Annotated in this window: 9 protein-coding genes and 2 riboswitches; of the genes, 3 read left to right on the top strand and 6 right to left on the bottom strand. The window is 68.8% G+C overall.

What is annotated here, in order from left to right:
- Window positions 1-283 precede the first annotated feature (283 nt).
- Window positions 284-739, top strand: a complete 456-nt coding sequence (locus CFB41_RS24785) for a VOC family protein (RefSeq protein ID WP_089458248.1) — start codon at window positions 284-286, stop codon at window positions 737-739.
- Between the two features lie 42 nt (window positions 740-781).
- Complete coding sequence (locus tag CFB41_RS24790; RefSeq protein WP_089458249.1) at window positions 782-1,366, top strand: hypothetical protein; 585 nt, start codon at window positions 782-784, stop codon at window positions 1,364-1,366.
- 27 nt (window positions 1,367-1,393) lie between these two features.
- Here CFB41_RS24790 and CFB41_RS24795 read toward each other — a convergent pair whose 3' ends face one another.
- The 6 genes from CFB41_RS24795 to CFB41_RS24820 form a co-directional block, all read right to left on the bottom strand.
- Window positions 1,394-2,302, bottom strand: coding sequence for an ABC transporter ATP-binding protein (locus CFB41_RS24795; protein WP_089458250.1), 909 nt, complete (start codon window positions 2,300-2,302; stop codon window positions 1,394-1,396).
- A gap of 45 nt (window positions 2,303-2,347) precedes the next feature.
- A complete protein-coding gene (locus tag CFB41_RS24800) occupies window positions 2,348-3,322 on the bottom strand; it encodes an ABC transporter permease (RefSeq protein WP_089458251.1) in 975 nt (324 codons plus the stop codon).
- Window positions 3,323-3,386: 64 nt separating this feature from the next.
- Window positions 3,387-5,294: an allophanate hydrolase gene (gene atzF, locus CFB41_RS24805; protein WP_089458252.1), complete on the bottom strand. Its 1,908-nt coding sequence runs from the start codon at window positions 5,292-5,294 to the stop codon at window positions 3,387-3,389.
- Window positions 5,291-8,884: an urea carboxylase gene (gene uca, locus CFB41_RS24810; protein ID WP_089458253.1), complete on the bottom strand. Its 3,594-nt coding sequence runs from the start codon at window positions 8,882-8,884 to the stop codon at window positions 5,291-5,293. Before uca ends, atzF begins: the two co-directional genes overlap by 4 nt.
- A 128-nt stretch (window positions 8,885-9,012) precedes the next feature.
- Window positions 9,013-9,669 carry an urea amidolyase associated protein UAAP2 gene (locus tag CFB41_RS24815; RefSeq protein WP_089458254.1) on the bottom strand — a complete coding sequence of 219 codons (657 nt, stop codon included), beginning with the start codon at window positions 9,667-9,669 and terminating at the stop codon, window positions 9,013-9,015.
- Between the two features lie 13 nt (window positions 9,670-9,682).
- Window positions 9,683-10,438 (bottom strand): urea amidolyase associated protein UAAP1, encoded by a 756-nt coding sequence (locus CFB41_RS24820; RefSeq protein WP_089458255.1) that lies wholly within the window; start codon window positions 10,436-10,438, stop codon window positions 9,683-9,685.
- A 57-nt stretch (window positions 10,439-10,495) separates the two neighbouring features.
- Window positions 10,496-10,629, bottom strand: a riboswitch (guanidine-I (ykkC/yxkD leader).
- Window positions 10,630-11,061: 432 nt separating this feature from the next.
- Window positions 11,062-11,183: riboswitch (guanidine-I (ykkC/yxkD leader) on the top strand.
- 143 nt (window positions 11,184-11,326) lie between these two features.
- Here CFB41_RS24820 and CFB41_RS24830 point away from each other — a divergent pair.
- Window positions 11,327-12,349: an ABC transporter substrate-binding protein gene (locus CFB41_RS24830; RefSeq protein ID WP_089458257.1), complete on the top strand. Its 1,023-nt coding sequence runs from the start codon at window positions 11,327-11,329 to the stop codon at window positions 12,347-12,349.
- The last annotated feature ends 14 nt before the right edge of the window (window positions 12,350-12,363 follow it).

Here is a 12,363-nt window from a genome sequence, read left to right on the forward strand (position 1 = left end):
CGGTTGGGCTCGAAAGCCCTCGGAGCGCGAATTATATCGCCGCGCGGCGACAGGATCCGTCAACATGCATGGTGATGATCGACGATCTTGACGCCGCCTCCTGTCCGGCGCCCGCCGCCGCACCGCCGCCCTTGCCCCATTCACACGATTCGTTTGTAGAATCAGCGCGTTAGCCGTTCACGACACGGCAAAATCCTCGGCCACCGCCCCAGCGAAGTCACGACGCGCCCCGCGAGGCCCGACAGGTTCGAGCGACACCCACACCCCCAAACCGGAGGGCACCATGGCGATTCACGAAGTCTTTCCCTATTTGCGCGCCAAACATGCGGACGACGCCATCGCGTTCTATGCGAGGGCGTTCGGCGCACAGGAGAAATTCCGTCTCGTGGAGCCGTCGGGACGCATCGGCCACGCGGAATTGCAGCTCGGGCCGTGCACGCTGATGATCTCGGACGAGTTCCCCGAATACGATATCTTCGCGATCGACCCGGATGGCAAGGCGCCGATGTCGCTTCACCTGCATGTCGACGACGCCGACGCGACGATCGCCGCCGCGATCGCGGCCGGCGCACAGCTGACACGCGCGATCCAGGACCAGTTCTACGGCGAGCGTTCCGGCAAGATTCGCGACCCGTTCGGCTACGATTGGCTGATCGGGCATACGATCGAAGCGGTCGAACCCGATGAAATGCAGCGGCGTTACACCGCGCTGCTGTCCGGCGACCCGCCGAAAACCTGAACGGCGCACCGCGCGCGCCGGTCGACCACCCCGACATTCGCGATGCACTATCACCCCGACGACATCCACCGGCTCTACCGAAGCGTGCCGACGCTGCTGCTGAATCGTCCCGCGCCGGCCGAACGGTTTCTCGCTGCTGCCGTCGAGACCGGCGCCGAACTCGGGCACGTGCTGCGCGACTACCCGCGGGTCCGCTACCAGCCGCTCGACTTCCACTACCTGTGCCGGCAAAGCCTGTCCGTGCTGGACGACGCGCTGCTGGCCGACCTCACGTGCGACGACGAACACGGATGGCGCGGCGCGCAATGGGCCGCGCTGTTGATCGCGTTATCGGGCGACGCGCGCCATCTGCCGCACCTCGACGCAGTCAGGCGCCATCGCGGCGGCGAGTGGACGGCCGGGCTTGCCGATGCCGCCGTCCGCCCGGAAGCCGCGTCCGACGGTTTTCGCTGCTGCCGGCTGATCGTCGACCTGCGGACTCAGCTCGCATCGCTACCGCGCGTCGCCGTGCGTCTGCGAGAGTCACCGCCGCCGGAAGTCATCGCGGCCACGACGGCAGCCGTTCGGGCCGCGTATCGCCGCGGCGATGTCGCGACGGCGCTGGCGCTCGCCCGCGCCTGGACGTAGCGACCGTCCGCCCGTTTTCATCACCGCTTACTCGACGTTGTCCGACACATCCGTCATGCGGATCATGTGCGGCCGCACGCCGTCGTCGATGGCCACCACCTCCTTCGGATGGATCAGCGCCTCGAGCCGCGCCTTCGTCGCGATGAATTCGGGCGTATTGACCTGCGCATAGTCGCGCGGCCGTGGCACGGGCACCTCGATCAGTTCCTGTACCGCCCCCGGGTTCGCCTTCAGCACGAGAATCCGGTCCGCCAGGAAGATCGCCTCGTCGAGATCGTGCGTGATGAACAGGATCGTCACGTCGATGTTGCGCCAGATGTCGAGCAGGTGCGTCTGCATCCGCGCCCGCGTCTGCGCGTCGAGCGCGCCGAACGGCTCGTCCATCAGCAGGATGCGCGGCCGGTTCGCGAGCGCGCGGGCAATCGCCACGCGCTGCTTCATCCCGCCCGACAACTGGTGCGGATAGACATCCGCGAAACGCGTGAGTCCGACCAGATCGAGCCACTGCAGCGCTTCGCGCTCGGCCTGGCCGCTGCTGCTGCCGTTCATCCGGAGTCCGAACATCACGTTCTTCTTCACGGTGAGCCACGGAAACAGCGTGTAGCCCTGGAACACCATCCCGCGATCGGCACCCGGCCCCTGCACGGGCTTGCCGTCGAGCAGCACCTCGCCGCTCGTCTGTGCGTCGAGCCCGGCCAGGATGCGGATCAGCGTCGACTTGCCGCAGCCGGACGGGCCGATCACGCACACGAATTCGCGCCGGTAGGTACGGAAACTGATGTCGTCGAGTGCGGTGCACTCGCCCTGCGGCGTCGCGAAACGCTTGCCGACATGACGCACGTCGAGTATCACGTCGCGGGTTTTCAGGCGCGCGAAGCGCTCGCGCACCGCGTCGGACTGCATCAGGTAATCGGGAACGGCTTGCGGGTTCTGCATGATGGTCTCCGCGGAAATCGGTCGATGGGTGGGCGTCAACGGGCGTCACGCGTTCAGCGTGCGATCCCACGGAAACAGCCGGCGGCCAAGCAGCCCGAGCACGATGTCGGTGCCGAGGCCGATGATCCCGATCATCAGGATCGCCGCATACACGTTGTCGAAATGCTGGTAGCGCGCCTGCTGGCTGATGTACCAGGTGATGCCCGAGCTCGTGCCGACGAGTTCGGCGACGATCAGGTAGGTCCACGCCCAGCCGAGCAGGATGCGCTGGTCGCGATACAGGTCCGGCAGCACGCCGGGGATCACGACGTGCGTGAGCAGCTTCAGCTTCTTCGTGCCGAGTGTCATCGCTGCTTCGAACAGCCCGTATTCGAGCTTGCGCGTCGTGTTCGCGATGATCAGCACCTGCTGGAACAGCGTCCCGATCACGATGATCGCGACCTTCGGCGCATCGTAGATGCCGAGGATCGCGACCATCAGCGCGCCGAACGCGGGTGCCGGCAAATAGCGGAAGAACTCCAGGAACGGCTCCTGCAGCCGCGCGAGCACGCTGAAGGTGCCGCAGACGATGCCGAGCGGCACGCCGATCGCGGATGAAATCACGAAGCCCCAGAAGATGATCCGGATGCTGTGCCACAGGCTCTCGTGCAGCCAGACGCCGTCACGGGATGCCGGCGGAGTCGTGAACGCCGTGTAGAACGCGCGCAGCACCTGGTGCGGCGCGGGCAGGTACACCGGGTTCGCGCGCACGCCTTCGGGCACGGCCGCGTGGGTCGCTCGCGCATGGGCGAGTTCGTCGTCGAACACGTCGCGATCGATCTGCATGCCGGTCTGGAAGTAGTCGACGCTGCCCGGATTCGTGACGCGCATTTGCGGATGCCAGATGAACGGCACATAGCTGATCAGGCACCAGACGGCGAACGGCAGCAGGAAGGACGCCACGCCGAGCGTCCATTTTCCGCGGGTCGTCAGCTCGCGGCGCACGGCGAGCCATCCGGTCGTGTTGCGGGTCGTTGGCATGTCAATCTCCGTATCGTTTCAGGTACCGGTCGCGCGCATGCCGGAGCGCCGCGCGACCGGACGTTCATTGCAATGCGCCTGCGCCGGTCGCGCCGCTCGCGCGGTAGGCACGCCAGCCGCCGAAGTACGTGATGTCGTGCGCGCCGGCCAGCGCCGCGCTCTCGCACAGGAAGCCCTGCACCCGAGTGCCGTCCGCGAGCGTCAGCGTGCCGATGCCGAGCGGGCCGGCAATGCCGGCGACGAAGCTGCCGTAAGCGTCGACCGGCATCTCCCAGAGCTCGACCGCGATCGACGCGCCGCCGTCCGGCACACGCACGAGGCCCGGCTTGGCGACGCCGCCGGATGCCGCCTCCGACAGCGCGTAGAGACGATAGGCGGGCGCCGTCGTCGTCGCAGCGACGAAACGTCCGCCTCGCTGCGTGAGCTGCCAGTTCAGCGGCTCACCGCTCAGATGCGCGCCGACGACCGCCACGCGCACGACGCCGGATGACGCGCCGGGCACCGGTGCCGGCGTTGCGAACGCGTCGTCTGCGACGTCCGTCTGCAGGCCACCGCCCTCCCCGCCGCCGCGTTCCTCCGCGTCACACCACGCCTGCGCAAGATCGAGCAGCTGCGCGTCGTCGTGCGCGCGCCCGACGAACGTGATGCCGAACGGCAGCCCGGCATGCGGCCCGGTTTCGCAGCGACCGGCGGGCACCGCGATCGCCGACAGGTCGAGCAGGTTGACGAAGTTCGTGTAGTAACCAAAACGCGAATTGACGCCGATCGGGTCGGCTTCGAGTTCGCTGACGGTCGCGGTTGTCGCCGAAGTCGGCATGAAGATCGCGTCCAGTCCGTCCCACACGCGGCCGGCCTCGACGCGCAGCGTCGCGAGCGTGTCGAACGCGGTGAACGCATCGGCCGCGCTGAAGCGCGCCGCGCCGCCGACGATTTCGCGGATCACCGGATGCAGCGCGTCCGGTTCCCGCGCGGCGAACGCACCGATCGCGGCGAGCCGTTCGGCGACCCACGGGCCTTCGTAAAGCAGCCGCGCGGCAGCCAGGAACGCACTGAAATCGATCTCGACGATCGTCGCCCCGGTCGCGCGCAGGCGATCGAGCGCGGCACGCCACGCCGCGCCATACGATTCGTCGCCGAAGAATTGCAGCTGGTCGGCGCGCGGCGTGCCGAAGCGCAATTGCCCGAACGGTCGCGCCGGTTGCGCGCGTAGCCCGTCCGCACCCAGCAGCGGCTGCCATGCGCGCCCGTACGGATCGCCGTCGGTCACGCCGTGCGCGGCGGCGAACACCGTGCGCGCGTCGGCCGCCGAGTGCGCGAACACCGACACGCAATCGAGCGACCGGCAGGCCGGCACGACGCCGAGCGTGCTCAATACGCCCTTGGTCGGCTTGAGCCCGACGAGCCCGTGGAACGCGGCCGGCACGCGCCCGGAGCCGGCCGTGTCGGTACCCAGCGAGAACGACGCGACGCCGAGCGCCACGGCCACCGCCGACCCGGAGCTCGAGCCGCCCGATGCATAGCGCGGATCGAGCGCATTGCGGCACGCGCCATGAGGCGAGCGCTGGCCCGACAATCCGGTCGCGAACTGGTCCAGGTTGGTCTTGCCGATCGGGATCGCGCCGGCCGCGATCAGCCGCTCGACGACGGGCGCGCTGCGCGCCGGCGTGTACGCATAGGCCGGGCAGGCTGCCGTGGTCGGGATGCCGGCGAGATCGATGTTGTCCTTGATCGCGAACGGCACGCCGTACAGCGGCATTGACGCGAGGTCGCGCCCGGCCAGCGCGTCGGCGTAGGCCGTCATCTCGCCATGCGTCAGCGGCCGGATCCACGCATGATGCGGATCGCCCGCGGCGAAATGCGCGGCGATCGCGTCGACGAGCGCGTGCGGCGTCAGGTCGCCCGCCGCATAGCGCGCACGCAGCGCGGCGATCGAGCGGACGCCGGGCACAATCGAACGTTCCGTCGTGCTCATGCAACCTCCTCGGCGGCGCCCGCCTTCATCACCATCAGCCGCTGGCCGGCCACCACCGCCGCGCCCGGCGCGCAATCGATCGTCTCGATCGTGCCGTCTTCCGTCGCCGTCACCGCGACCTCCATCTTCATCGACTCGACGATCGCGACGACCTGCCCTTCGGTCACGCGCTCACCGGCTTCGACCAGCACCTTCCACACGCTGCCCGATACGTCCGCGGCAATCGCGCGCTGCGTATCGGCGAGCGCGCCGGCTTCCCGCGCGGCATCCGCGTCGCCCTGCGCCGCGTCGCCGACGTATTCGGCATGCCCGGCCACCCGCCACCGTTCGCGCTCCGCTTCGAACGCCGTCTGCTGCGACGCCTTGAACGCGGCGATCGAATCGGCCTCGTCACGCAGGAAACGGTTGTATGCGCCGAGATCGAACACCGATTCCTCGATCTTCAGCCCGGCACGCCCCGCGACGAAATCCGCGCGCAGTTCCGCCAGCTCCGCCTCGCTGACTTCGTAGAAGCGAATCTCGTCGAAGAAGCGCAGCAGCCACGGCTTGCCGGCTTCGAACTCACGGGTGGTGCGGTGACGGTTCCACATCTGGACGGTGCGGCCGACGAACTGGTACCCGCCCGGCCCCTCCATCCCATACACGCACAGATACGCGCCGCCGATGCCGACCGCGTTCTCCGGCGTCCAGGTGCGCGCGGGGTTGTACTTCGTGGTGACGAGCCGGTGGCGCGGATCGATCGGCGTCGCGACCGGCGCACCGAGGTACACGTCGCCGAGGCCCATCACCAGATAACGCGCGTCGAACACGATGCGCTTCACGTCGTCGATGCCGGCCAGGCCGTTGATCCGCCGGATGAACTCGATATTGCTCGGGCACCACGGCGCATCGGGCCGTACCGACTGCATGTAGCGCTCGATCGCGACCCGCGTCGACGGGTCGTCCCACGACAGCGGCAGATGCACGATGCGGTTCGGCACGCGCATGTCGGCGACTTCCGGCAGTTCGCGCTCGGCCGTCTGCAGATGCGCAAGCAGCGTGTCGAGCGGCAAGGTCCGCGCGTCGAACTGCACCTGCAGCGAACGGATGCCCGGCGTCAGGTCGAGCATGCCGGGCAGACGGTGCGCGTCGAGCCAGCACATCAGCGCATGCACGCGAAAACGCAGGTTCAGGTCGAGCACGAGCGGCCCGTATTCCACCAGCACGTTGCGGTCGCCCGAGCGCCGGTAGACGACACCGATGCCGCCGCCGGCCGACGGGTCGCGATGCAGCACGCAGTCGTCCGGCGCGCTGGTGGGTGCCGGACGCGCAACCACCGTGTCGGCGGAGCGCGTGGTCGACACACGGGCACGCACGAACTGCACGGTATCGCCCGGCCGCAGTTGCCCGAGCTTCCACAATTCGTCATGCACGACCGTCACCGGACACACGAAGCCGCCGAGGCTCGGGCCGTCCGGGCCCAGGATCACCGGCATGTCGCCGGTGAAATCGACCGCGCCGATCGCGTACGCGTTGTCGTGGATGTTCGACGGATGCAGGCCGGCCTCGCCGCCATCCGCGCGTGCCCACTGCGGCTTCGGGCCGATCAGCCGGATGCCGGTGCGGCTCGAGTTGTAATGGACCGTCCACTGCGTGCCGTACAGCATCGCGATGTCGTCCGGCGTGAAGAAATCCGGCGCGCCGTGCGGGCCGTCGAGCACGCCGAGCGTCCACGCGTGCGTCAGCGCGGGGATCTCCGCCGCGGCCAGCGTGGCGCCCGCTTCGCCGCGTCCGGCTGTCGCGTCCAGATGCAGCACGTCGCCCTTGCGCAGCGCACGCCCCGCATGGCCGCCGAACTGGCCGAGCGTGAAGGTCGCCTTGCTGCCGAGATAGTCGGGCACCTGCAGCCCGCCCTTCACGGCCAGGCACGCGCGCACGCCGGCGCCCGTCACGCCGCCCAGCTTCAGCACCGCGCCTGGCCTCGCACGCAGCACCTGCCAGAACGGTGCGGACTCGCCATCGAGCGATGCCGCGAGCGGCGCACCGCCGAGCACGAAGAGCGTCTCGGCGTTGAAGCGCAGCGTCGCGCCGACCATCGTGAATTCCAGCCCGGCTGCGTCGCGCGCGTTGCCGAGCAGCGCGTTGGCGAGCGCGAACGCGCGATCGTCCATCGGCCCGGACGGCGGCACGCCGACGTTCCAGTAGCCGACGCGCCCGGGCGCCTGCTGCACGGTGGTCTGCACGCCGCCATCGAGCACGTCGATCGTGTGCGGGGCGAACGCGAAGCGCGACAGGAAGGCGGTCGTCGATGCGCCGCGCGCGAAGGTATCCGAACCGGCAATCGCGCGCAGATAGTCGAGGTTGGTTTCGATGCCGTACAGTTCCGTATGCGCCAGTGCGCGCTGCAGCGCGGCCAGCGCGTCGCCGCGCGTCTCGCCGTGCACGATCAGCTTCGCGAGCAGCGGATCGTAATACGCACTGATCTCGGTGCCCCCCTCGATCCAGCCGTCGACGCGCACGTCGTCCGGAAACGCGACGTGCGTCAGCAGCCCTGCGCTCGGCAGGAACTGCTTGTGCGGATCCTCCGCATAGAGCCGCACCTGGATGCTCGCGCCGCGCGGTGCAACGGCAAGCGTGTCGAGCGGCGGCAGGTCGCCCTCCGCCTGCAGGATCATCCATTCCACGAGATCGATGCCCGTCACTGCCTCGGTCACGCAATGCTCGACCTGCAGCCGCGTGTTCACCTCGAGGAAATAGAACTGGCGCGTCGCCGCGTCGAACACGAATTCGACCGTGCCGGCCGACGCATAGCCGACCGCGCGGGCCAGCCGCACCGCACTCGCGTGCAACGCGGCGCGTTCTTCATCGGTCAGGCCCGGTGCAGGCGTTTCCTCGATCACTTTCTGGTTGCGGCGCTGCACCGAGCAATCGCGTTCGCCGAGCGCGATCGCATCGCCGTGGCCGTCGCCGAAGATCTGCACTTCGATGTGCCGCGCGTGCTCGACGAATTTCTCGAGATACACGCCCGCATGCGCGAAGTTCGCGGCGCCGAGCCGCACGACGGAATCGAACGCCGCTTCGAGCTGTGCGGCATCGCGGCACAGGGACATGCCGATCCCGCCGCCGCCCGCGGTGCTTTTCAGCATCACCGGATAGCCGATCGCGTCGGCTTGCGCGAGCGCCGTCCGTGCATCGTCGAGCAGGCCCGTGCCCGGCAGCAGCGCGACGCCCTGTGCGGCGGCGAGTTCGCGCGCGGTGTGCTTGAGCCCGAACGCGCGCATCTGGTCGCCGCGCGGCCCGATGAAGCGCAGGCCCGCGGCTTCGCATGCGTCGGCGAAACCGGCGTGCTCGGACAGGAAGCCGTAGCCGGGATGCACGGCTTGCGCGCCCGTCTCGCGTGCGGCGGCGAGAATCGCCGCGACGTTCAGGTAGCTGTCCGCCGCCGGCGCGGGGCCGACCCGCACGGCTTCGTCGGCGAGCGCCACATGGCGCGCATCGCGATCGGCGTCGGAGTAGATCGCGACCGACGCGATTCCCAGCCGCTTCAGCGTGCGGATCACGCGGCACGCGATTTCGCCGCGGTTCGCGACGAGGATTTTCTTGAATCTCATGTTGCCTCCCGCCGGGCCGCCCCAAGGAAGGCAACCGCCCCCTCGGGGGGGCAGCGAACGTGTCGGCCCGGAGTAGCGCTTCAGCGCGTACTCCGGCCCCATGCAAAGCAAGTGAGCGTGGGGGTCGTTCATTCCACCTCCCAGATCGTGAGGCGCACCGGCGTCGGGTTGTACCCGTTGCACGGGTTGTTGAGCTGCGGGCAGTTCGAGATCAGCACCGTGACGTCCATCTCCGCGCGCATCTCCACATACTTGCCCGGTGCGGAAATGCCGTCCTCGAAGGTCAGCCCGCCGAGCGGCGTGACGGGCACGTTCATGAAGAAGTTGACGTTGCCGACCAGGTCGCGCTTGGTGAGCCGCGCGCCCGCGCCGCACGTGCAGTGGGTGATCGCGTTGAGGAAGCTGTCGCGGCAGTTGTGCATGTGCCGCTTGTCGAGCGCATAGCGCACGGTGTTGCTCTCGGCCGCGCACGCGCCGCCGAGCGTGTCGTGACGGCCGCAGGTATCGGCGACGATCGTCACCATCGGGTTGCCCCGGCTCGACAGCAGCACGCTGCCCGCGCTCAGGTACAGGTTGCGCTGCGCGCGGATCGTGTCCTGCGCGCTGTAGCGCTCCTCGGGGTCGTCGGACCGGTAGAACAGCGTGTCGACGGCCTGGTTGCCTTCGAGGTCGAGGATGCGGAAGACCTGCCCGCGCTTCAGGTCGCGCAGCCACGGTTCGCCCGCGTTCAACGTGGTGTCGTGAATGGCATCGCGTGGGTCGAGACGGCTTTCGATGATCGGCATGGCTCGGCTCTCCTTACGCAAACAGGCGATCGGTGTTGGCGAAGCCGCGCACGTTCTCGGCGCACGCGCGGCGGCACGGATCGTCTTCCGGCGCGGCCCCGTCCGCCGGATACGCGCGGTACGCGATCAGCTTCACGGCCGTCGGCGCGTAGTCGGGGTGCGGATCGAGCGGATGCGGCGCGGTCGAGAACGCCGCCAGCGTGTTCATCTCGAAGCGCAGGTCGAGCATGCTGCCGGCCGGCGAATGTCCGGCAACGAAATCGAGCGCGCCGTCGTCGCGGGTGTCGAGCTTGCTGAAGAAATTGACGTTCGCGACGAGGTCGCGCGCCGACAACCCGTATTTCGCGAGTTCGAGCACGAGGCTGTCCCGGCCGTTGCGGATCATCGCGTTGCGATCGGCCTGGTACGACGTCGTGCCGTACTTGTGCGCGAACAGCCGCGCGTCGCCGACGCCGCCGAGCGGGTCGTGCCAGCCGAGCGTGTCGGCCGTGATCGACGCGATCACGCGCCCCATGTCGGTGTACAGCGCATGGCCGCGCGTGAGATGCGCAGTGTGCTGCGCCTTCAGCGTGTCGGCCATGTTGTAGCGTTCGAGCGGGTCTTCCTGGCGATGAAACACCGCGGACAGGTTCGCGCCGCCGTCGACGTCGACGACGCGCAGCGCGAGACCGCGGCGCAGGATGCCGGACCAGTGGGTTCCGGCGGGAATGAGCGTTTCCCACACGACGTGTGGCGGCGGGGCAAGGACGGCTTGGGGGCGCGGCGACATGGCGGCTCCGTGGTCGGTTGGACAAAAGGCGTGAGAGGGCGACCGAACGACATCGCGACCTCCCGGGCTTTTATCCCTCCGTGGAGCCTCGCCGTTTCCTCGAAACGAGGAGAAGACAAGACCGGATTGCTCTCGGACCAGCCATCGCGCGACGCGAACGCCGCACGACCGGAACCCTAGCGATCCTGAAGATGATGCAAATTGCTTCGCACCTCTCGGGCACTGACTAAGCGAGTTGCGTGCCAGCGTGTGAGGAATCGCGGTGCCACGCGGCTTTCCGGCATGCGCGCGCTGACGGACACCGCACCGGATGCGGACGGCCGCGCTCGCGGCGGGCGTGCCGCGCACCATGCGAACGCGCGCCCGCACCGGCGCAGTGCGCGCCGCGCCCGCCGGCACGACACGATCGGCAATGGCATGGGCATTGCTCGATGCATGCACCTTCACTCGATACGCGACACCTCATGAACAAGCTCGACCTGCTCCGGCGCGCGCTGAGCGCGCTCTTCTCCGCCCGCTTCATCGAACTGCAGCGCAGGTCGCGCCGCCCCTGAGCCGCCCCGCCGCGTGCCGTTGGCACGCTTCTCGCTCGGCATGACGCCGAGAGGTGCGGCGGCGTCGCATCTTAGGGGTGCTAGGGTTCCGGTTCATCGAACGTCTGGTCCGAGAGCAGCCCGGCGCGGGTGCGTCCGATCGCGAGACCGGACGCGCACGCGCTACACGGCGGGACAAAAGCCCGGGAGATTGGCGATGGCAACGGCCGTCGCGCCTCTCCGTGGCCGCTTCATTCGTTCCGCATCCGCAGGAACCGGCCACGCGGCCGGACCGCGCACGAGCACGCGCACGGTCCGTATCGACGATCCCGATCCCGGTCTCCTGGAGAAAACGATGACCCGTCCCGCCCTGGCGCTCCGCCGCCTGCTGTCCCGCCGTTCCGTCCGTCACGCCTTGGGGGCCGCCGCCGCGGCCGCCACGCTCCTCATGACGCCCGCCGCGCACGCGGCAGCGCCGCTCAAGATCGGCTACAGCGACTGGCCCGGCTGGGTCGCGTTCCAGGTCGCACTCGACAAGGGGTGGTTCAAGGAAGCCGGCGTCGACGTCGATTTCGAATGGTTCGATTACTCGGCATCGCTCGACGCGTTTTCGGCAGGCAAGCTCGACGCGGTCGCGGCGACGAACGGCGACGCGCTCGTCACGGGCTCGGCCGGCGCGAAGAACGTGATGATCCTGCTCACCGACTATTCCGCCGGCAACGACATGATCGTCGCCAAGCCGCCGCTGCGCAGCGTCGAGGCGCTGAAGGGCAAGAAGGTCGGCGTCGAACTCGGCCTCGTCGATCACCTGCTGCTCGAAACCGCGCTGCAGAAGCACGGGCTGAAGGACGGCGACGTGACGCTCGTGAACGCGAAAACCAACGAACTGCCGCAGGTGCTCGGCTCGTCGACGGACATCGCGGCGGTGGCCGCCTGGCAGCCGAACGCGGGCGAGGCGTTGAAGCGCGCACCGGGCGCCCGTGCGATCTTCACGTCGGCGGATGCGCCGGGGCTGATCTACGACGCCATTACCGTCGCGCCGGCCAGCCTCGCCGCGCGCCGCGCCGACTGGGCCAAGGTGATCAAGGTCTGGTACCGCTGCGTCGCCTACATCAACGATCCGAAGACGCAGGGCGACGCGGTCCGGATCATGTCCGCGCGCGTCGGCCTGGCGCCGGAGCAATACCTCCCGCTGCTGAAGGGCACGCACCTGCTCGACGAAGCCGCCGCGAAGCGCGCGTTCCGCAAGGGCGACGGGCTCGATTCGATCTACGGCTCGACGCGCAACGCGAATGCGTTCAACGTGCGCAACGGCGTATACAAGCAGTCGCAGGACATCGACGCGTATATCGATCCGCGCCTCGTGATGCCGCATTGACGGGCGCAGGGCCG

The organism is Burkholderia sp. AU33803, assembly GCF_002223095.1.
Classification (GTDB): Bacteria; Pseudomonadota; Gammaproteobacteria; order Burkholderiales; family Burkholderiaceae; genus Burkholderia.

Bases quoted from the DNA above. Each gene is read 5' to 3' on its own strand.
- CFB41_RS24785 (WP_089458248.1), top strand. From the start codon at position 284: ATGGCGATTCACGAAGTCTTTCCCTATTTGCGCGCCAAACATGCGGAC.
- CFB41_RS24790 (WP_089458249.1), top strand. From the start codon at position 782: ATGCACTATCACCCCGACGACATCCACCGGCTCTACCGAAGCGTGCCG.
- CFB41_RS24795 (WP_089458250.1), bottom strand. From the start codon at position 2,302: ATGCAGAACCCGCAAGCCGTTCCCGATTACCTGATGCAGTCCGACGCG.
- CFB41_RS24800 (WP_089458251.1), bottom strand. From the start codon at position 3,322: ATGCCAACGACCCGCAACACGACCGGATGGCTCGCCGTGCGCCGCGAG.
- atzF (WP_089458252.1), bottom strand. From the start codon at position 5,294: ATGAGCACGACGGAACGTTCGATTGTGCCCGGCGTCCGCTCGATCGCC.
- uca (WP_089458253.1), bottom strand. From the start codon at position 8,884: ATGAGATTCAAGAAAATCCTCGTCGCGAACCGCGGCGAAATCGCGTGC.
- CFB41_RS24815 (WP_089458254.1), bottom strand. From the start codon at position 9,669: ATGCCGATCATCGAAAGCCGTCTCGACCCACGCGATGCCATTCACGAC.
- CFB41_RS24820 (WP_089458255.1), bottom strand. From the start codon at position 10,438: ATGTCGCCGCGCCCCCAAGCCGTCCTTGCCCCGCCGCCACACGTCGTG.
- CFB41_RS24830 (WP_089458257.1), top strand. From the start codon at position 11,327: ATGACCCGTCCCGCCCTGGCGCTCCGCCGCCTGCTGTCCCGCCGTTCC.